A 19,414-nucleotide genomic window follows, 5' to 3' on the forward strand; every position below is an offset into this window, starting at 1 on the left:
CCTCGAATGTTTCTGTTTCGACGGTCAGCCCCTACCATGTGCGGCAGGCATCGGGAATATAAAAATGCGGGGGCTTGCCTGTGTCAGTGCCCGGTTTTGCGCGCCGCAGTCTTTTCCATCGCGGAAAAGACAGCGTGAATCAGGATCGCCAGCGCCGCAACGATCAGCCCGCCCTGAAGAATGAAGGCGAGATTGTTGGATTGCAGGCCGGCAATGATCACTTCGCCGAGGGTACGCGCCGCGACGGTCGAGCCGATGGTCGCGGTCGAAAGGCTGATGACCGCCGAAAGCCGGATGCCGGCGAGAATGGCTGGAAGGGCCAGCGGCAACTCCACTTTGACAAGGCGTTGCCAGCCGGTCATGCCGCTGCCTCTTGCGGCATCCATCACCGTGGCGGGCAGGGTCGTAAGACCCGTCAGCGTATTTTCGAATACTGGCAGAAGCGCGTAGAGAAACAGGGCAATGAGCGTTGGTTTTTCGCCAAAACCGATCATCGGTACGGCCAGCGCCAGCACCGCTACCGGCGGAAAGGTCTGGCCGATATTGACGATGCTGCGCGACAGCGGCAGGAAATCCGCCCCGAATGGCCGGGTGACGAGAACCGCAAGTGCTCCCGCCGTGAGCGTGGCGAGCCCCGTGGCAATCGCCACGATTGTTAGATGCGACAGCGTGAGGGAAAACAGATTGGCCTGCGTGTAGATTGCGGGTGCATTGGCCTGTACGAGAGGGCGGAACACCGGCGCGAAGAGCTGCGGCACGGCAAGGAAGATGATCAGCGCCAGCGTCAGGAAACCGAGGGCAAACAAGGATAAGGCGTTTTTCATGGGGCTCCGGCGGCACGCTGGAGGAGAACGTCACGCCGAACCCGGCCGGCGGGTTGCCCATCGTCCCTGACGACCGGCAAGGCATCGCAGCCCGCCCATAACATAGCCGACAGGGCGTCGCGCTGGCTTGTATGCTCGGTGAGCGGTTCGCCCTCTGCGTTTCCCGGCTCCACAACATCGGCAACGGAGAGAACGGACAGCAGTTTCAGCGCCCGTTCGTTTTCGCCGATCATGGTGCGCACGAAATCCGTCGCCGGTTTCAGCACCAGTTCGGCCGGCGGGCAGTCCTGCACGATACGGCCCTTGTCCATCACGGCGATACGATCCGCCAGATGAAAGGCCTCGTCCATATCGTGCGTGACGAGAACGACGGTCACGCCGAGCTTTTTCTGGATATCGAGAAGATCGTTCTGGGCCTTGGCGCGGATCACCGGGTCCAGCGCGCCGAAGGGTTCGTCCATCAGAAGAATGTTCGGTTCGGCGGCGAGCGCACGCGCCACGCCGACACGCTGCTGCTGACCGCCTGAGAGTTCATGCGGGAAACGGTCGGCATAAAGCGCGGGATCGAGCTGGAAGAGATGCATCAGCGCGTCGATCTTCGCCTCGATCCGCTTGCGATCCCAGCCGATCAGCTGCGGAACGGTCGCGATATTTTCGGCCACCGTCCGGTGCGGAAACAGGCCATGGCCCTGAATGGCGTAGCCGATCTGGCGGCGCAGCTTGAAGCCGGGTATGGCGCTGACATCCTCACCGTCGATACGGATCGCGCCGGAGGTCGGCTCCACCAGCCGGTTTATCATGCGCAGCAGAGTGGTTTTTCCCGATCCTGACGTGCCGACGATGACGGTGACGGTGCGCGGCGGGACGGTTAGCGATACCTGATCCACGACGGCTGCATCGCCATATCGTTTCGTGATGGTGTCGATTTCGATCATGCCTTTTGCCTTCCGCCTGCGCTGAAGAGATTGCTGTCGATGAGGGCATCGAGTGTTATCGCGGCGGCAAAGCCGAGAAGAACGGTCGGCACGGTGCCGAGCAGCACGAGGTCCATCGCTGTCTGCCCGATGCCCTGAAATACGAAAACGCCAAAGCCGCCGCCGCCGATCAGGGCGGCGATCGTCGCCAGGCCGATATTCTGCACCAGCACGATGCGGATGCCGGTGAGGATGACCGGCATGGCCAGCGGAAATTCCACCCGCAGCAGCCGCTGCACCGGCGTCATGCCAAGCCCGCGCGCCGCCTCCCGGACCGCCTGCGAAACGCCGGAAAGACCGACCACTGTGTTGGAAACCACCGGCAGCAGCGAATAAAGAAACAGCGCCACGAAAGCGGGCGCCATGCCGATGCCGGCAATGCCGATTTTCGCGGCACCCGGCACAGTGGCCGCAATCCACCCGAGCGGGGCGATCAAGAGGCCGAAAAGGGCGATGGAGGGGATGGTCTGGACGATGTTGAGGCTGTTCAGCACGCCTGCGCGCAACCGTTCGACCTTGTAACAGAGTATCCCCAGGGGAATACCCACTACGGTCGCTGCGATCAGCGAGCCGATGGCAAGTTCCACATGCCGCAAAGCCTCGGTCCAGAATATATCGGCCCGGCCGGTATATTCCTTGATGATGGAGAGGTCGTTCCAGAGGCCGCTTGTCAGCACGGCCGCGAGCGCGGCGATGGCTACCAGCAGCAACAAAATCCGGGCAACGGGCTTCGGCTCAAGACGCGCAATACAATCCGTGGCGAGCAGAGCCAGCCCGGCAAATATCAGCCAGAAGCCGCTGGCAGGTGAAACGCGGGCAAAACCGTTACCGTCCGGCGTGAGGAAAGAAGCCGCCTGCCCGACGAAAACCGCCAGTGCCGCAAGACCGACCAGCGCGAATGCGAGCTTCAATCGCGTAGGAAAGCGGAAAAAGGCGATGAAGGCCGAAAGAAGAACGATGGTGGCGAGAATAGTTGCAGTCGAACCCGGAAGCGCTTCGAAGATCGTCCGTGTCTCACCCTGAACGATCCGGTTGGCACGGAATGTCATGAAAGGCGATGCAAAAAGCGCATAAAGAAGCAGGCACGAAATCACCACGCCCACTTTGTCAGGCCATTTCGTCAAATCCTGCTCCCCTGTCTTCTGGCCCGTGTACTCTGAATTGGGACGGGTTCATGGGAACGCACCGGTTCCCGCACCCCGCTCCGGCGCCGCGAGCGGTTACTTGACGAAGCCGTTCTTTGTCAGAAAGTCGAGCGCCACGGCCTTGGCCTGTTCGCCGCCGACCTGTACGCGGGCGTTCAAATCCTGCAGCGTTGCCAGATCGAGTTTTTCGAACACGGGTTTCAGCAACTCTTCGATATTCGGGTGCTTTTTCAGAACCTCTTCGCGAATGATCGGCGCTGGCTGATAGACCGGCTGCACATGTTTGTCGTCCTCCAGCACCACGAGACCTGAAGGCGCGATGCCGCCATCCGTGCCATAGACCATGGCGGCATTGGCGTTGTTGGTCTGGTTGGCGGCGGCGGCGATGGTGGCCGCGGTGTCGCCGCCGGAAAGCGTGATCAGCTGGTCGGGCTTCATGGTGAAGCCATAGGTGGTCTGAAATGCAGGGAGCGCAGCGGCGGAGTTGACGAATTCGGAAGAAGCGGCAAGGACGACTTCGCCGCCATCGGCAACATATTTGCCGAAATCGGAAAGCGTCTTCAGATTGTTCTTGTCGGCGACATCCTTGCGCAGCGCAATCGCCCAGGTGTTGTTGGCCGGCGATGGCGTCAGCCAGACGATCTTGTTCGCGTCGAAGTCGAGTGTTTTCGCCTCTTCATAGCCCTTGGCTGCATCTTTCCAGAGCGGATCGTCGGCCTTGGAGAAAAAGAACGCGGCGTTGCCGGTATATTCCGGATAGATGTCGATCTCGCCGGCCGTTATCGCTTTTCGCACAACCGGCGTGGCGCCAAGCTGGATGCGATCCGTCGTTTCGATCTTGTTCTGGTTGAGGACGGCGAGGATGATGTTGCCGAGAACACCGCCTTCCGTGTCGATCTTCGACGACACGACCACCTGCGCCTGAGCGATGGAAACAGAAAGGGCAAGCACAAGTCCAGCGCCCGTCAACGTCATCAAGCGGTTCATGAATGTTCCTCCGGTGGGTCAGCCTGCCGAACAGGCGAAAGATCGCCGCCGCAATTGCGGCGGAATATAAACGGCCGGGAGGAAAAATGGTTGCATGCCATCTGCGTTTTCGCGTCGATGGCTCCGGCTACACGCCGATGGTCAGGTTTCGCCATCGCGCTTGCGTGCGTCCTTGCCCATGACGAGCGGCATGAGAACCGAAAGAAACAGGAGTCTGATGACGTGGTGGGAGCCGACATAGGCGGTATCGGCATGCATCATCACCGCCATCGCCGCCATGGTTTCCAGGCCGCCCGGCGAATAGGCGATCATGACGGCATTCAGCGGAACGCCGGTCACGCCGGAAATCACCCAGGCAATGCTTCCGGCAATCAGCATCACGGCGATGGTGACGACAAAGCCCGCCAGAAAGCCTTTCCGCACGTCCATCAGTGAGACATTCGAAAAGCGCGTGCCGATGAGGCAGCCGATCAGCACATAGACGGGCAGGCTGAGCCAGGTGGGAACGCCGCCTTCGGTAAGGCCGGTAATGTGGGTGCCGATGGAAATGGCGACGCCGCCGAGCAGCAGCGCGGCCGGAAACTTCCAGCGCAGGAAAAGCCAGCCGGTCAGAAGCGATGCGCCGATGGTCAGCGCCAGCGTGAAAAGGCCCATTGGCGGGTTGGCCACAAGCGGTTCCGTGCTGACGAGATCGAAATATTCGACGATCAGCGGCACGGAAAGCGTCAACGCCAGCACCCGCACGCTTTGCACGATGCTGACGGTCGCAAGGTCGCTTTTCGTCTCTGCGCCGAGGCTGATGATATAGCTGAGATGACCGGGAGAGGCGCCCAGCATCGCCGTTGTCCGGTCGTAACCGAAGCCATAATGCAGGATCCAATAGGCGACATAGAGCATGATAACGACAGCGACGAGCACAACGACGAAGCTCAGGGGCCAGGTCTTTGCCGCGTCGATCACGGAGGGCGTCACGCTCGTTCCCATGGAAATGCCGACGACGACGAAACAGGCATTGCGGATGAAGGCGGGAACGCCAAGCCTTACACCGGCCAGCCCCGTGATCGTCACGGCAAGCGCCGGGCCGGAAAGAAAAGGTGCCGGAATATCGATGAGGCTGGCGAGTAGCGCCCCTATGCTGCCGACGAGCGCGGTGAGCGCAAATGTATGGAATTCAGGCTTGATGATCATTGCGACGCTGATTGGTTGCTTGAAAAAGCTCGCGACCAAATGCGCCGCTTCCATTCGCGACGTCAACACGCAGGATCAAAAATATTACATTTCATGCGTATTCTATAAAAGAAAAGCCCGTGGCCTGAAGGACACGGGCTATGGCAATTGCCGATGCGGCAACGGGATGATCAGGCAGCCGGAAGGGCGGCGATCTTCGGCATTTCCGTATCGAGGCCCAGCAGGAAGTTGATCTGGGGCCGCGCCTTGACGAGATCGTCGATCGAATATTCCGCCAGAACGTCGAAAAAGGCATTGAGCGCCTTGCGAAGCGCCGAGTTGAGGCCGCAACTATCCACAAGCGGACACTCCACAGCGCCGTCCTCGAAGCATTCGGCCATGGCGAAGCTGTCTTCAGTCACTTTCACCACGTCGAACAGGCTGATCTTTTCGGCGGGTTTGCCAAGACGCACGCCGCCGTTGCGACCGCGCACGGTTTCCACCAGGCCCGCCTTGTTGAGCGGCTGCAGGATTTTGAACAGGAACAGCTCCGAAACGCCATAGGCCTTGGCGATCTCGGGAATGCGGCTCAGATGGCCTTCATTGGCGGCGCAATACATCAACATGCGAACGGCATAGTTGGTCTGTTTGGTCAAGCGCATGCTGGTCTCCTAACTCTCAATGTGGAGTTATATAGTCTCTTTTTCAGTTTAGAACAATTCCAGAAACTGAAAAAACTGGCACCCATCCGATATTTCTCGAACAGCCTTGTTGACCGTCCGGATGATTCATGAACAAACAAGTCAAGAATCGGAATGTAATGGAGGCATTCATAATGGCAAGCTTGAAATCATACTTTTCCGCTGCCGTTTTTTCAGGGCTGACGATCCTTGTCGCCGCACCCGTCGCTTTGGCAGAGGGGGAGGTTAACGTCTATTCCTATCGCCAGCCTGAATTGATCCAGCCGCTGCTCGATGCTTTCACGAAGGAAACCGGGATAGAGGCGAATGTGCTTTTTCTCGACAAGGGGCTGGTGGAACGCATTCAGGCCGAGGGCGTCAATTCGCCGGCCGATGTGCTGCTGACGGTTGATATCGCCCGTCTCGTCGAGGCGAAGGAGGGCAAGGTTACCCAGCCGGTCCTCAACGATCCCGTCATCGAAAAGGATATCCCCGCCAATCTGCGCGATCCCGACGGCGAATGGTTTGGTCTCACCACGCGCGGCCGGGTGGTCTATGCGTCGAAGGAGCGGGTGACCCAGAAGGATATTACCTATGAGGAGCTTGCCGATCCGAAATGGAAGGGCAAGATCTGCATTCGCGACGGCCAGCATTCCTATAATATCGCGCTGATCGCCTCGATGATCGCCCATCACGGCGTCGATTATACCCGCACATGGCTGACCGGCCTGCAGAACAATCTTGCTCGCAAGCCTGACGGAACCGACCGCAGCCAGGCGAAATCGATCTTTTCCGGTGAATGCGATATCGCGCTCGGCAACACCTATTATGTCGGCCTGATGCTGACCAATGATCGCGAGCCGGAAGAAAAGGAATGGGCCGGATCGGTGCGGGTGATCTTTCCCAATGCGGGGGATCGCGGCACGCATGTGAATATCTCCGGCATGGCGCTGACGAAATACGCCCCCAACAAAGACAATGCGCTGAAGCTGATGGAATTCCTGGCCTCGCGCGAGGCGCAGGAAATCTACGCCAAGCAGGTCTTCGAATATCCGGTTCTGCCCGGCGCGGAGCCATCCGATGTCGTGAAGGGCTTCGGCCCCATCAATCCGGACAAGCTGCCGCTGACGGACATAGCGGCCCATCGCAAGCAGGCGTCCGAACTGGTGGATGAAGTGGGTTTCAACGACGGTCCGACCAACTGAGTTTGCTCTTGATCGAACTCTGAGAGTTGCGATACCGGCGGGTCAGTTACCCGCCGGTTTGTTATCCAGGGAAGCGTTGTAATCGAGAATGGCCTTGCGCCTTTCCGGCGTTCCGGGATGGGTGGACACGATGCTGGTGCCGTCCTTGTCGCCCAGCTTTTCCTCCAGCAGCGCAAAGAACCGTTCGATGGCGGTTGGGTCGAGCCCGGCCTTGCGCATCAGTTCGACGGAGCGCTGGTCTGCCTGCCGCTCGGCATCGCGCGAATGCGATAGCGCCAGAAGACCGCCACCCTGGGTGAGAATATCTTCCATGGCCGAACCGACATCGCCGGCAATCAGCATGACAAGACCGGCAACCCCGGCGGCGCGGTAAAGCTGCCGCAGGCTGTGTTCATATTCCACATGGCCGATTTCATGGGCGAGAACCCCGGTGATCATCTGCCTGTCGTCGCCTGCGAGTTCCACCAGCTCGTCCGTCAATACCAGCGTACCATCGGGAAGCGCAAAGGCATTGGGGCCGATATAACCGCCCTTGCGGAAATTCAGCTTGTAGTCCTCGGGCGAACCTTCCGCATGGGCGACGATCCGGGCAAATTCCGCGCGGATGGCGTCCTGCTCTTCCTGCGGAAGTTCGCTTGGAGAAAACACCGCCTGGTCGAAGGCCTGCATGGTGCTGGCCGACATGACCTGCGGAACAATGGGCGGCGTTACGGCGACCGCCAGTTCCACCAGCGCCGGAAGCGCCAGCTTGTAGGTGCCGTAAGCCAGAAGAACGGCTGCGGCGGTGATGCCGATCAGTCGTGGGCGGAACTGTTCCAGCCAGTGCACGAAACCGGAACGCTTGGTAATGTGCTGGCCAAGCAGCCGGTCCACGCCATCATTGTCACGGGTTTCGAACAGCGACCCGTCGGGAAAATGCAACTCCCGGGGAATGGTGCCGACCCGGTGGCTGATCTCGACCGTTTTTATCTCGGCCTGGGTTCTGACGTGGTTGTCCTTCGCGTCGAGCACGAGAAGGACCGTGCCGCCAAGCTTCAGCCTGGCGACGCTGGAAAGGTTGGAGCGAGCGGCATGCCACTCGCCCGCAACGGTTTCTCCGGTATCAGAAACCAAATTCGAAACCTTCCATATCCATATATTCGGCGCTGACGGCGGCGCCTGTCGCCTCCATCGAGGAGAGAACCTCGCCGACATCGCCATTGAAACGGATTGCCGTGCGTTCGACGGTATATCGCGCCTCGCGCACCGCCGCCCATGGCCGCATCAGGCCAAGCGTGAAGACGGTGACGATGAGGTTGGAGATGACGATCCACAGGTAGCGGCCGCGATGAAGATCGCTGTGCAGGTCGTGCTTTCCGTCCAGCAGCATGGAGGAGATGACGACATTGCGAACGCCGGTGCGATAGACGACACCCGCTAGACCATAGACCAGAAACGCGCCGAAAATTCCGACATAAAGGGAAGCCAGCGCCGTGGCCATGGCTGCCGTCTCGTCTTCGAGCATCGCGCTATTGGCCGCAAAGGCGGCAATGCCGAAAAAGCCGACCACGATGCCGCCGATCACCACCATGATCGCGGGAATGATCCAGACCCGGTAGAGCTTGCCGATTCTGGGATCGGCGCTGAAAGGCCGGTCGCCGTAACGCAGATTGCTGAAAATATAGCGGTTCGCCCAGCGGCTGGACAGCGGCGCCAGAATGCCGAAGGAGAAGAACGCAACGAGGCTGCCAAGCAGGATGGAGACAAAGGCGCCCCATGCCGTTCCAACAAAATCAAAACGCACATTGCGATAGCTCGTCACCCGCGCATTGAACCGAATGCTGCGCGTGATCAGCCATGGAAAGAAGACCATCAGCAGGATTGCCGGCACGAAAACCAGGAAGGGATGGATGAGGCCGACGAGCTGCGAGACGACGATGAAGGCAAAGGCGATCAGTCGGCCCTTGAAGATTTGCCCGCCGGTGGCGTGATAACCGAAGGCGCGACCGGCCAGCACGGTATTGCCATTGAAATAACGCTTACGGCGCACCTTTGCCCAGGCGGAATAGATGCCGATGGTGATGATCGTCAGCAGAATATTGACGATCCAGATTCCGAAATATTCCTTGGCATTTCCGCTGAACGAGCCGCGTTCAAGCGCGCGCCGATCCGCACTCACTGAGATATCACTCATAATAGTCCCTCATGACATGCCCCTCTCCGGGCAGATTGAGTTTGCAGGCTTCCCCGTTATCGTCGGTTTGGCAGCGTCCCCACGCCGCAACTGCTCTCTTACGCCATAACAGCTTTAAGTGGAAATATTTTGAAGGAAAAACTTGATTTTTTAAGTTATCTTTTAATCGAAAAAGCCCCGCCGTGAAAACAGCGAGGCTCTTTGTAATGTAGAGGGCTCTGCCCGCTTACTTCATTGTCGGCATCACGAATTCAGCGCCCGACTTGATACCCGACGGCCAGCGCGAGGTGATCGTCTTGGTCTTCGTCCAGAACTTGATCGAATCCGTCCCGTGCTGGTTGAGGTCGCCGAAGCTCGAAGCTTTCCAGCCGCCGAAGGAGTGATAGGCAAGCGGAACCGGGATCGGAACGTTGACGCCGATCATGCCGATATTGACGCGGCTTGCGAAGTCGCGGGCGGCGTCGCCGTCGCGGGTATAGATCGCGACGCCATTGCCATATTCATGCTTCATCGGCAGTTCCAGCGCGTCTTCGTAATTCTTGGCGCGAACGACGGAGAGAACGGGTCCGAAGATTTCCGTCTTGTAGATGTCCATATCAGGGGTCACGTGGTCGAACAGGCAGCCGCCGACGAAATAGCCATCTTCATAGCCCTGCAGCTTGAAGTCGCGGCCATCGACCAGAAGCTTCGCACCCTGTTCGACGCCGCTGTCGATCAGGCCCTTGACGCGCGTCTGCGCTTCCTTGGTGACGAGCGGACCCATATCGGCCTTGTCGTCGGTATAGGGGCCGATTCTCAGGCTTTCGATCTGCGGAATGAGCTTTTCGACGAGACGGTTTGCCGTCTCCTCACCAACCGGAACCGCAACGGAAACAGCCATGCAGCGCTCGCCCGCCGAACCGTAACCTGCGCCCATCAACGCGTTTACCGCCTGGTCGAGATCGGCATCCGGCATGATGATCATGTGGTTCTTCGCACCGCCGAAGCATTGCGCGCGCTTGCCGTTCATGGCGGCCGTGCCATAGACGTAACGGGCGATCGGTGTCGAGCCGACGAAGGAGACCGCGCCGATATCGGGATCGGTCAGGATGGCGTCGACGGCGCCCTTGTCACCGTTGACGACGTTCAGGATGCCGGCCGGAAGACCGGCTTCGATCATCAGTTCGGCAAGACGGATCGGCAGCGACGGGTCGCGCTCGGAAGGCTTGAGGATGAAGGCGTTGCCGCAGGCAATTGCCGGCGCGAACATCCACATCGGGATCATGCCGGGGAAGTTGAACGGGGTGATGCCCGCGCCGATGCCAACCGGCTGGCGGATCGAATACATGTCGATGGCCGGGCCTGCCCCTTCGGTGAATTCGCCCTTCTGCAGATGCGGAATGCCGCAGACGAATTCGCAGACTTCGAGGCCGCGCACGATATCGCCCTTGGAATCCTCGACGGTCTTGCCATGCTCGCTGGAGAGCAGCACCGCCAGTTCGTTCATGTCGCGGTTCAGAAGTTCGACGAACTTGAAGAAAACGCGGGCGCGACGCTGCGGGTTGGTGGCGGCCCATTTCGGCTGCGCAGCCTTGGCGCTTTCCACGGCGGCGCGCAGTTCGGCGTCGCTTGCAAGCGCGACAGTTGCCTGAACTTCGCCGGTGGCGGGGTTGTAGACATTCGATGTGCGGCCGCTGGTGCCCGGCACATGCTTGCCGTTAATGAAATGACCGATTTCCTTCATGGGTTTTCCTCCAGAATGTGATGGCGCAGCATTACCTTTCGATTTGCACAAATCAATCGCCTGAAATAAGCATCCATTGTGCAAAAATAGACATAAGGAGGGTGCCGTGAACTGGGATGATGTGCGTTTGTTTCTAAGCGTGGCGCGAAGCGGCCAGTTTCTTTCGGCGGCCAGAAAGCTTGGCGTCAACCATGCCACCCTCAGCCGGCGCATTTCCGCACTGGAAGCGGCCATCGGCACGCAGCTCTTCCTGCGGAGCACCAATGGCTGCGAGCTGACCGAAGAAGGTCAGCGCCTTCTTGCCGGGGCCGAGCGCATGGAAACCGAAATGCTGAATGCCCAGGCTAATCTCGGCCGCGTCGATACGGCGGTGGCGGGAACGGTGCGCATCGGCGCGCCGGATGGTCTCGGCGTTTCCTTCCTCGCGCCGCGGCTCGGCCGGCTGACGGCGCGTTATCCCGATCTGAAAATCCAGCTCGTGCCGGTGCCGCGCTCTTTCTCCCTGTCGCAGCGCGAGGCCGATATAGCCATCACCATCGAAAGGCCGGAGCAGGGCAGGCTGATGTTTTCGAAGCTCACTGATTATTCGCTGGGCCTCTATGCCTCCGCGGATTATCTGGCTGACTATGGAACGCCTCATGATGTCGAGGCGCTGAAGCGCCACCGGCGGATCGGTTATGTGGAGGACCTGATCTTTTCGCCTTCACTGAACTTTACCGGTGAGATCATGCGCGACTGGGACGCTGCCTTTGAAATCTCCAGCGCCACCGGTCAGACAGAGGCGGTGCGTTCCGGTGCGGGTATCGGCATCCTGCATAATTACATCGCCGGGCAATATCCAGAACTTCTGCGGATCATGCCGCACCTCACCATCAGCCGGTCCTACTGGACGGCCTATCACGAATCCGCCCGTCAACTGGTCCGCGTCCGCACGGTGGTCGATTTTCTCCAGGAACTCGTAGCCGAAGAACGGCGAATCTTCACCTGACATCCCACATGCCGATATTATTAGTACTATTAATTGTTCGGGCCCGGCCGTTCGGGGCTTGACAAAGGATGGCTGGCTGGACGACCAATGCAGCCATTGGGAGAGATCGGAACTGACATGTCTATGATACGTAAGCTTTCGCCGACTGGCCTCGGCGTGGCCGTCATGCTGCTTGGAATGCTGCTTTTCGCACTGAACGACGCCATGGGAAAATGGCTCGTAGCCACCTATAGCCAGGGTCAGGTGATCCTCATTCGCAGCGCGGCGGCGCTTATTATCCTCGTTCCGATCGTCTGGCGTGCCGGCCTCTCTGGCCTTGTCAGAATTGAGCATCCCGGCCTTCAGTTTGCGCGCGTCTTCTTTTCCACCGCAGAGCTTTTCTGTTTCTATTTCGCGGTCGCGGCCCTGCCGCTCGCCGATGTCATGACCTATTGGCTGGCCGCCCCCATCTATGTGGCGGCGCTCTCACCGTTTCTGCTCGGAGAAAAGGTGGGTTGGCGTCGCTGGACTGCCATCGCCATCGGTTTTGTCGGCGTTCTCATTGCGCTCAAGCCCAGTTCGGCAAGCCTCACCTCCGCCGCACTCTTTTCCATCCTCGGCAGCGCCGCTTTCGCTTTCATGATGTTATCCGGCCGCCAGCTGCGCAATACGCCGGATACGGTGCTTGCCTTCTGGCAGATCATCGGTGCGGCGCTTGCGGGCATTGTCGCGGTATTCCTCACGCCATCGGGATGGCTGCCGGTTCAGTCCAGTTTCGATCTGGCATTCCTTGGTCTGCTCGGCGTCGTCGCCATGACGGCGCATGTGCTGGTCAACCGGGCGCTTAAACTCGCCGATGCCGCCACCGTCGCACCGTTGCAATATACGCTGCTGCTCTGGGCGGTGATTTTCGGCTGGCTGTTCTTCGGCGATGTGCCGCAGACGAGTATCGTCGTCGGCGCAGGCCTGATCGTTCTTTCCGGCCTTTATATCTTCTTCCGCGAAAATACTCTCAAACGCCGCCGTGAAACCGCTGAAGGACTGGCCGCGGAGCAGGTTTGATCTTTCTCAGGGCCTTGATCACGATCACGGGACTTGACGAAGGCGTGATCTTCGAGGAGTAAGAAAGAGCCCTGCGATGATTTGTCTCGCAACGGCAGAGGAAACAAAGGTGCCGGGCCCCTCTGGCGAGAGTTTTACGGCGCTCTCGCGATGTCGGTACCGCCTGCAAAAATTGGCCGGCGGATTAAAAACTATGAAAAACCTGAATGTGCTTCGCGCGCGTGCTTTCTGCGTGCGGCCTGACGCCCTGCGTCAGTCCGTGAACGCCCTCGTTTTGGGAGGCGACCGGACATGAGCGCTGCCCAGAAAAACACCCTTACCTACTTCAAGTGGGCTTTTATCGTCACCGTGGTCGGTTTGATCCTCGGCGGTTATCTCGGTTGGGAAATGACCGGAACGGTCGGCGGCACGGCGACGATCTTCTTCATCTGCGTCGTGCTGGCGGTGCTGGAAATCTCACTTTCCTTCGACAACGCCATCGTTAACGCCAACAAGCTGAAGGATATGACACCGGTCTGGCAGCATCGCTTCCTGACCTGGGGTATCCTGATTGCCGTTTTCGGCATGCGTATCGTCTTCCCGCTGCTCATCGTGGTCGTCGCGGCCAATGTCGGCCCGTGGACGGCAATCGTGATGGCGGCCACGCAGCCGGAACGTTACGCGGAAATCATGCGTGACGCCCATCTGCCGATTGCGGCTTTCGGCGGCACCTTCCTGATGATGGTCGGTCTCAACTTCTTCTTCGACCATGAAAAGGACGTGCACTGGGTGCGCTGGATCGAGGAAAAGGCTGCAACCTATTCCTCCGTCAAGGGCATCGAGATTGCCTTCGTGCTGGTCGTCATGCTGATCTTTTCCCGCATCATCGGTGCTAGCGATAATCCGGAACTTGGTCCGGTCGCGGCTAACACCTTCTTCCATTCGGCGATCTGGGGTCTTTTGACCTTCCTGCTGGTGGAAGTCGTCGGCGGCATTCTCGACCGCAGCCAGGAAATGCTGGAAGGCGCGGCGAAAGGCGGCTTCGGTGCGTTTCTTTATCTCGAAGTGCTGGATGCCAGCTTCTCCTTCGACGGCGTTATCGGCGCTTTCGCGCTGACGCAGAACCTCTTCATCATCGCCATCGGCCTCGGCATCGGCGCCATGTATGTACGTTCGATGACCATCATGCTGGTCGAGAAGGGAACTCTGGCCGAATATCGTTATCTGGAGCACGGCGCCTTTTATGCGATCCTCATCCTGTCCGTCATCATGTACGTGCAGACCATGGTGCATATACCGGAGGTCATCACGGGGCTTGGCGGTGCGGGCCTGATCGGCATCTCGCTCTGGTCGTCGATCCGCTATAACCGGCGACAGAGTGCCGATGCGGTCGATGCCGCGCGTGGCGCGGAAATCTGATCCGCGATATCCTTGCCTTCCGCTGTCGCGGCGGAAGGCAGTTTTTAAGCATTGAATTATTTTTTGCCTGTTTTTGTTGCTGTTTATCCTTTGCGAAAAATTTCGCCAAAAGGCGGAATTTTTGCCTTAAGTCGCTGTTTTTACGAGTATTTGTGCGTTGCATCAAAACTGGCACGCTTCCTGCATCTCATTCTGCAAGTCCAGAGGGGACATCATGGCTCGAAAACGGGTCAACAAATACCGCCGCGCCGCGCGATCTTTCTGATCTGCGCCGTGCGGCGGTTCTGTTTGTGCGGGATGGTTCTTGAGTTTTCCGTTCGGTTGAATGAAAACGATAAGACAACGACTGGAAGGGTCACGGTTTGCCTGCACAATTGTCGCCCACGGAGGCCCTGGGTCTCTGGCATCGTGTATCCACGGCGCAGGTCATTGACGATCAGCCGGATTTGACCTTGCGTCAAACCGCCATCCTGCTGCAGATTTATCTTGTGCCGCCGCCGCACACCGTGCGGGGCCTCGCCGCCATGCTGGGTGTGACCAAACCGGTTATTACCCGCGCCCTCGACAGTCTCGGTGCTCTCGGACTGGTCGACCGGGTTCGGGATGAGCGGGACAAGCGCAATGTCGTGATAAAACGCACCGTGGCCGGTGCGCTTTATCTGGAAAAATTCGGCGATCTGATTATTGATCAGGCACGCAAGATCTAACCTCTGGATGTGAAACCCATGATGCTCGACCGCCGCCTGAATGTCTTCCGCTCCGATCTCGCCGATGAAAAGCTGCAGGGCGTGGTGCAGGCCGAACGTTTTGTCAGCGGCTCGTCCGCGCAGATCGCGGTGCCGGTTGTTGGCTTGCGGCCCACGCCGGACCTTGCCGCCGGCATCGATACCGAGCTGCTGTCTGGCGAAACCATCCGTGTTTTCGAGCACGCGAACGGCTGGGCATGGGTGCAGGCGGATGCGGATGGTTATGCCGGCTATGTGCCGGAAACGGCGATCGGCGATGTCGTTGTCGCCACCCATCGGGTGATTGCACCGCGCACTTTTCTCTATCCAGCCGCTGAATTGCGCAAACCGCCGGTCGCAGCGCTGTCCATGGGTAGCCTGATCCAGATCGTCGGCGAGGCGGAGACACGCGGCACCCGTTACCTGCTGACCGAAAAGGGCGAAGGCATCATCGCCGCCCATTGCCGCGCCGTCGATGCGGCGCTTGAAGAGGACTATGTGGCGGTGGCGCTGCGCTTTATCGAGACCCCCTATCTCTGGGGCGGCCGTTCCGGCTTCGGTATCGATTGTTCCGGCCTCGTGCAGCTTTCCATGGCCATGACGGGTCGGCGGGTTCTGCGCGATACCGACATGCAGGTGAAGTCGCTCGGCGTGGAAATAGAGCGGGATGAATTGCGTCGCGGCGATCTCGTCTTCTGGAAGGGCCATGTCGGCCTCATGGAAAACGAGGAAACGCTGCTGCATGCCAATGGCCATACGATGAATGTCGCACGCGAAAATCTCGATGCGGCCATCGAGCGCATCGGCTGGCTTTACGAAAAGCCGACGGCTTTTCGACGCCTGGAAGACTGAAAAGGCGGCTTTCACGAAATTGTGCCTGCCCGGCCCTTTGTGCGAGAGCCGCCGACAGCCTACATCGGTTGGATGATGGTTCGGGACCGGCATCGATGAAGACAAGAACGGCGACACGATTGGCAGCGATCCTTACGGCGGTTTTGCTGAGCGCGTCGGCGCAGGCGCAGACTGTTTTCCAGAACGGTTTTGCCCCCGCACCGGATGCCTATGCAAACCTGCCCGGCGTCAAGGATCCGCGCACGCTGCAGCCAAAGGTCCGTTACAATTGCCACAGCGCACTTGGCTCGACCGGATATTCGCGCGGCCCCTACCGGAATGTTTTCGGCAGCCGTGGACTTCCCGTTCAGGGTTACCGCTGCACCGATGAAAACGGAATTTCCAGCTTCGGCGGCAGAAACCCGGTTTCCAAGGACTGGTATCCCGGCATAAACCCCGTAGACCCGACCTTTTGAGGCGGCATCGCTCCAGCACCTGACCGAAAACCCCATTGCGCTCTTCGGAAAATCGATGCGTGAGCGGTGGCGGCGGGCATTTGCCTGGCCGGTGCTCTGGACTTGTTGTCGCTTTTTCAGATAAATCTTCCGCATGACAGGTTGATACCTGCCGGGGTGCGGAATGACATCGGCTATTCTGACCTTTGGCCGATATTGGGGAATGCGAGTATGACGAAGACCGATATAGCCACGCGTGTCCACAATCATACCTGGAAACTCGACCCTATCGTCCGCAGCCTGATCGATACGGATTTCTACAAGCTCTTGATGTTGCAGATGATCTGGAAACTCTATCCGGAGGTCGACGCGACGTTTTCGCTGATCAACCGCACGAAGACCGTGCGGCTGGCGGAAGAGATCGACGAGATGGAGCTGCGCGAACAGCTCGATCATGCACGCACCCTGCGTCTTTCCAAGAAGGAAAACATCTGGCTTGCGGGTAACACGTTTTACGGACGCTCGCAGATTTTCGAGCCGGAATTCCTCTCCTGGCTGTCGAGCTATCAATTGCCGGAATACGAGCTTTTCAAGCGCGACGGGCAATATGAGCTGAATTTTCATGGCCGCTGGATGGACACGACGCTCTGGGAAATCCCGGCGCTCGCCATCATCAACGAGTTGCGCTCGCGCAGCGCCATGCGTTCGCTCGGTTATTTCACGCTCGATGTGCTTTATGCCCGCGCAAAGGCCAAGATGTGGGAGAAGGTGGAGCGGCTGCGGGAACTGCCGGGCCTGCGCATTTCCGATTTCGGTACTCGCCGCCGCCACAGCTTCCTTTGGCAACGCTGGTGCGTCGAAGCGCTGAAGGAAGGCATCGGGCCCGCCTTTACCGGTACGAGTAACGTCCTGCTCGCCATGGATTCCGATCTCGAAGCCGTGGGCACGAACGCACATGAACTGCCCATGGTGGTAGCAGCGCTGGCGCAAACGAATGAGGAGCTGGCCGCAGCACCCTATCAGGTTCTGAAGGACTGGAACCGGCTTTATGGCGGCAACCTGCTGATCGTGCTTCCCGACGCCTTCGGCACGGCGGCTTTCCTGCGCAATGCGCCGGAATGGGTGGCAGACTGGACGGGTTTTCGTCCCGACAGTGCGCCGCCTATCGAAGGCGGCGAAAAGATCATCGAGTGGTGGCAGAAGATGGGCCGCGATCCGCGCAAGAAGATGCTGATCTTCTCCGACGGTCTGGATGTCGACGCCATTATCGACACCTACAGGCATTTCGAAGGCCGGGTTCGCATGAGCTTCGGCTGGGGCACCAACCTCACCAATGATTTTGCCGGCTGCGCGCCAAAAACCATCGCCAGCCTCAAGCCGATCTCCATCGTCTGCAAGGTGAGCGACGCCAATGGCCGGCCAGCGGTGAAACTCTCGGACAATCCGCAAAAGGCCACCGGCGACCCGGCCGAAGTGGAGCGTTACCTGAAGTTCTTCGGCGAAGAGGACCACAAGGAACAGAAGGTTCTGGTTTAAGCTTTTTCAGGAAAAGTTGAGCCCCGTTTTCCATCCGGAAATGCTCTAAATTGAGAACGGGCGCTCCGGTTGAGGAAGCGCCCGTGGAAGCCCGAACCTATCAGCAGATTACTTCGCGAACTGGTGTGCGATGTAATGGAAGAGTGCGCGGATACCCTGCGCTTCCCCGCCGATCGATGAGTGATGCCTCTCGCTCAGAGACCAGCCGTAAATATCGAAATGCGCCCAGCGCCTGGTATTGGTGACGAAACGCTTCAGGAACAGGGCGGCGGTGATCGATCCGCCCATGCCGCCCGAAGGCGCGTTGGTGATATCGGCTGCGCGTGAGCGGATATCCTTGTCGTAGCCCATATAGAGCGGCATGCGCCACAGCGGATCGTCCGTATCGATGCTGGCTTCCGCGATATCATGCGCTAAATCCTCGTCATCGGTATAGAAGGGCGGCAGATCCGGGCCGAGCGCGACGCGGGCAGCGCCCGTCAGCGTCGCCATGTCGATCATCAGGTCCGGTGCATCTTCGTCCGCATAGGCCAGCGCATCCGCCAGAACAAGACGGCCTTCAGCGTCGGTATTGTCGATCTGCACCGTCAGCCCCTTGCGGCTGCGGTAGATATCGCCGGGGCGGAAGGCATTGGAGGAGATGGAGTTTTCGACCGCGGGCACGAGAACGCGAAGATCGACCGGCAGTTTCGCATCCATGATCATCAGCGCAAGGCCGAGGACATTGGCCGCACCTCCCATATCCTTCTTCATCAGCGCCATGGAAGCGGCGGGTTTGATATCGAGGCCGCCTGTATCGAAGCAGACGCCCTTGCCGACGAGGGTGAGGCGCGGATTGCCCTTCTTGCCCCAGTTCATCTCCAGAAGCCGCGGCGCGCTTTCGCTGGCCCGGCCGACAGCATGGATCAGGGGTAAGTTTTCCTTGAGCAGATCATCGCCGGTAGTGACCTTCACCTTCGCCTTGTAATGGGCGGCAAGCGCGCGGAAGGCAATCTCAAGCTCATCCGGTCCCATATCGTTGGCCGGAACATTGATGAGGTCGCGCGCAAGGAAAACGCCTGCCAGAACGCGCTTGATCTCGCCGTCTTCTGCATCCTGCGGAATAAGGAGCTTTGCCCCGTTCGTCTTGGTGGTCTTGTATTTGTCGAAGCGGTAGCTGCCGAGACCGAAACCGAGAGCGAGGCGATTGGCCGTCAGTGGTGCTGTCTCGATGTGCCACTCGCCTTCCGGCAGTTCACGGGCGAGTTTCCCGGTGATGAAGGGGATTTCCGAGGGATTGCCGCCGAGGCCGAGAAGCACGCCGCCCAGCGAACCATCGGCGGAAGGAACGAGGAGGATGGCGCCTGCCTCTGCCTTGAACCCCGCCTTCTTCGCCCAGTCCAGAGCGACAGGGTCGATGGCGCCCTGTTCGATATGGGCCGGCGTGACGGCGAAAACCGGCAATGTGCTGCCGGCCTTGGAGCTGAAAGGGGTTGGGCGTTCGATGAACTGATAAGGCGCCATTGTATGCTTCCGTAAATGTCGAGAATCGGTGCGATTAACGCTCTGTTAGGGTTAACAGA

At 59.2% G+C, this 19,414-nt stretch carries 18 protein-coding genes; 8 read left to right on the forward strand and 10 right to left on the reverse strand.

The genetic code is table 11. The features are described from left to right. Positions 1-83: 83 nt before the first annotated feature. From L901_RS17490 to rirA, 6 genes are all read right to left on the reverse strand, one after another. A complete protein-coding gene (locus tag L901_RS17490) occupies positions 84-824 on the reverse strand; it encodes an ABC transporter permease (RefSeq protein ID WP_059759122.1) in 741 nt (246 codons plus the stop codon). Next, complete coding sequence (locus L901_RS17495) at positions 821-1,759, reverse strand: ABC transporter ATP-binding protein (protein WP_059759123.1); 939 nt, start codon at positions 1,757-1,759, stop codon at positions 821-823. The genes L901_RS17490 and L901_RS17495 overlap by 4 nt, the downstream gene beginning before the upstream one ends. Next, positions 1,756-2,922 carry an ABC transporter permease gene (locus L901_RS17500; RefSeq protein ID WP_059759124.1) on the reverse strand — a complete coding sequence of 389 codons (1,167 nt, stop codon included), beginning with the start codon at positions 2,920-2,922 and terminating at the stop codon, positions 1,756-1,758. The genes L901_RS17495 and L901_RS17500 overlap by 4 nt, the downstream gene beginning before the upstream one ends. Positions 2,923-3,018: 96 nt before the next feature. Next, the gene (locus L901_RS17505) at positions 3,019-3,930 is read right to left on the reverse strand and encodes an ABC transporter substrate-binding protein (RefSeq protein WP_059759125.1); all 912 of its coding nucleotides are present in this window, start codon (positions 3,928-3,930) and stop codon (positions 3,019-3,021) included. A 141-nt stretch (positions 3,931-4,071) separates the two neighbouring features. Further along, on the reverse strand, positions 4,072-5,118 hold the full coding sequence (locus L901_RS17510; RefSeq protein ID WP_059759496.1) for an AbrB family transcriptional regulator: 1,047 nt from the start codon (positions 5,116-5,118) through the stop codon (positions 4,072-4,074). Positions 5,119-5,288: 170 nt separating this feature from the next. Beyond that, the gene (gene rirA / locus L901_RS17515) at positions 5,289-5,759 is read right to left on the reverse strand and encodes an iron-responsive transcriptional regulator RirA (RefSeq protein ID WP_059759126.1); all 471 of its coding nucleotides are present in this window, start codon (positions 5,757-5,759) and stop codon (positions 5,289-5,291) included. A 173-nt stretch (positions 5,760-5,932) separates the two neighbouring features. Between rirA and L901_RS17520 the strand changes: the two genes are divergently transcribed. Continuing rightward, entirely contained in the window at positions 5,933-6,982 is a 1,050-nt protein-coding gene (locus L901_RS17520) for a Fe(3+) ABC transporter substrate-binding protein (RefSeq protein WP_245289663.1), read from the forward strand. Positions 6,983-7,024: 42 nt separating this feature from the next. On the opposite strand, the gene L901_RS17525 is transcribed toward L901_RS17520, so the two are convergent. From L901_RS17525 to L901_RS17535, 3 genes are all read right to left on the reverse strand, one after another. Beyond that, entirely contained in the window at positions 7,025-8,095 is a 1,071-nt protein-coding gene (locus L901_RS17525; RefSeq protein ID WP_020809665.1) for a M48 family metallopeptidase, read from the reverse strand. Continuing rightward, a complete protein-coding gene (locus L901_RS17530; RefSeq protein ID WP_059759128.1) occupies positions 8,085-9,155 on the reverse strand; it encodes a YjgN family protein in 1,071 nt (356 codons plus the stop codon). The genes L901_RS17525 and L901_RS17530 overlap by 11 nt, the downstream gene beginning before the upstream one ends. Positions 9,156-9,381: 226 nt before the next feature. After that, positions 9,382-10,878, reverse strand: coding sequence for a CoA-acylating methylmalonate-semialdehyde dehydrogenase (locus tag L901_RS17535; protein ID WP_059759129.1), 1,497 nt, complete (start codon positions 10,876-10,878; stop codon positions 9,382-9,384). Positions 10,879-10,984: 106 nt separating this feature from the next. On the opposite strand from L901_RS17535, the gene L901_RS17540 reads away from it, so the two are divergent. From L901_RS17540 to pncB, 7 genes are all read left to right on the forward strand, one after another. Further along, positions 10,985-11,866: a LysR family transcriptional regulator gene (locus L901_RS17540; RefSeq protein ID WP_059759130.1), complete on the forward strand. Its 882-nt coding sequence runs from the start codon at positions 10,985-10,987 to the stop codon at positions 11,864-11,866. Between the two features lie 123 nt (positions 11,867-11,989). Beyond that, positions 11,990-12,907: a DMT family transporter gene (locus tag L901_RS17545; protein ID WP_059759131.1), complete on the forward strand. Its 918-nt coding sequence runs from the start codon at positions 11,990-11,992 to the stop codon at positions 12,905-12,907. A gap of 291 nt (positions 12,908-13,198) precedes the next feature. Further along, complete coding sequence (locus tag L901_RS17550; RefSeq protein ID WP_059759132.1) at positions 13,199-14,305, forward strand: DUF475 domain-containing protein; 1,107 nt, start codon at positions 13,199-13,201, stop codon at positions 14,303-14,305. 362 nt (positions 14,306-14,667) lie between these two features. Continuing rightward, positions 14,668-15,012: a MarR family winged helix-turn-helix transcriptional regulator gene (locus L901_RS17555; protein WP_003524457.1), complete on the forward strand. Its 345-nt coding sequence runs from the start codon at positions 14,668-14,670 to the stop codon at positions 15,010-15,012. Positions 15,013-15,030: 18 nt separating this feature from the next. Then, entirely contained in the window at positions 15,031-15,882 is an 852-nt protein-coding gene (locus tag L901_RS17560; RefSeq protein ID WP_059759133.1) for an NlpC/P60 family protein, read from the forward strand. Between the two features lie 95 nt (positions 15,883-15,977). Next, the gene (locus L901_RS17565) at positions 15,978-16,337 is read left to right on the forward strand and encodes a hypothetical protein (protein WP_031233696.1); all 360 of its coding nucleotides are present in this window, start codon (positions 15,978-15,980) and stop codon (positions 16,335-16,337) included. Positions 16,338-16,547: 210 nt separating this feature from the next. Further along, positions 16,548-17,852 (forward strand): nicotinate phosphoribosyltransferase, encoded by a 1,305-nt coding sequence (gene pncB, locus L901_RS17570; RefSeq protein ID WP_003507389.1) that lies wholly within the window; start codon positions 16,548-16,550, stop codon positions 17,850-17,852. A gap of 108 nt (positions 17,853-17,960) precedes the next feature. Here the strand turns inward: pncB and L901_RS17575 are convergent, their stop codons facing one another. Beyond that, positions 17,961-19,355: a M17 family metallopeptidase gene (locus L901_RS17575; protein ID WP_035264577.1), complete on the reverse strand. Its 1,395-nt coding sequence runs from the start codon at positions 19,353-19,355 to the stop codon at positions 17,961-17,963. Positions 19,356-19,414 lie beyond the last annotated feature (59 nt).

Origin of the sequence: Agrobacterium sp. D14 (assembly GCF_001526505.1) — a bacterium.
Classification (GTDB): domain Bacteria; phylum Pseudomonadota; class Alphaproteobacteria; order Rhizobiales; family Rhizobiaceae; genus Agrobacterium; species Agrobacterium leguminum.

Bases quoted from the DNA above. Each gene is read 5' to 3' on its own strand.
- L901_RS17490 (WP_059759122.1), bottom strand. From the start codon at position 824: ATGAAAAACGCCTTATCCTTGTTTGCCCTCGGTTTCCTGACGCTGGCG.
- L901_RS17495 (WP_059759123.1), bottom strand. From the start codon at position 1,759: ATGATCGAAATCGACACCATCACGAAACGATATGGCGATGCAGCCGTC.
- L901_RS17505 (WP_059759125.1), bottom strand. From the start codon at position 3,930: ATGAACCGCTTGATGACGTTGACGGGCGCTGGACTTGTGCTTGCCCTT.
- L901_RS17510 (WP_059759496.1), bottom strand. From the start codon at position 5,118: ATGATCATCAAGCCTGAATTCCATACATTTGCGCTCACCGCGCTCGTC.
- rirA (WP_059759126.1), bottom strand. From the start codon at position 5,759: ATGCGCTTGACCAAACAGACCAACTATGCCGTTCGCATGTTGATGTAT.
- L901_RS17520 (WP_245289663.1), top strand. From the start codon at position 5,933: ATGGCAAGCTTGAAATCATACTTTTCCGCTGCCGTTTTTTCAGGGCTG.
- L901_RS17530 (WP_059759128.1), bottom strand. From the start codon at position 9,155: ATGAGTGATATCTCAGTGAGTGCGGATCGGCGCGCGCTTGAACGCGGC.
- L901_RS17535 (WP_059759129.1), bottom strand. From the start codon at position 10,878: ATGAAGGAAATCGGTCATTTCATTAACGGCAAGCATGTGCCGGGCACC.
- L901_RS17545 (WP_059759131.1), top strand. From the start codon at position 11,990: ATGATACGTAAGCTTTCGCCGACTGGCCTCGGCGTGGCCGTCATGCTG.
- L901_RS17550 (WP_059759132.1), top strand. From the start codon at position 13,199: ATGAGCGCTGCCCAGAAAAACACCCTTACCTACTTCAAGTGGGCTTTT.
- L901_RS17560 (WP_059759133.1), top strand. From the start codon at position 15,031: ATGATGCTCGACCGCCGCCTGAATGTCTTCCGCTCCGATCTCGCCGAT.
- L901_RS17565 (WP_031233696.1), top strand. From the start codon at position 15,978: ATGAAGACAAGAACGGCGACACGATTGGCAGCGATCCTTACGGCGGTT.
- pncB (WP_003507389.1), top strand. From the start codon at position 16,548: ATGACGAAGACCGATATAGCCACGCGTGTCCACAATCATACCTGGAAA.
- L901_RS17575 (WP_035264577.1), bottom strand. From the start codon at position 19,355: ATGGCGCCTTATCAGTTCATCGAACGCCCAACCCCTTTCAGCTCCAAG.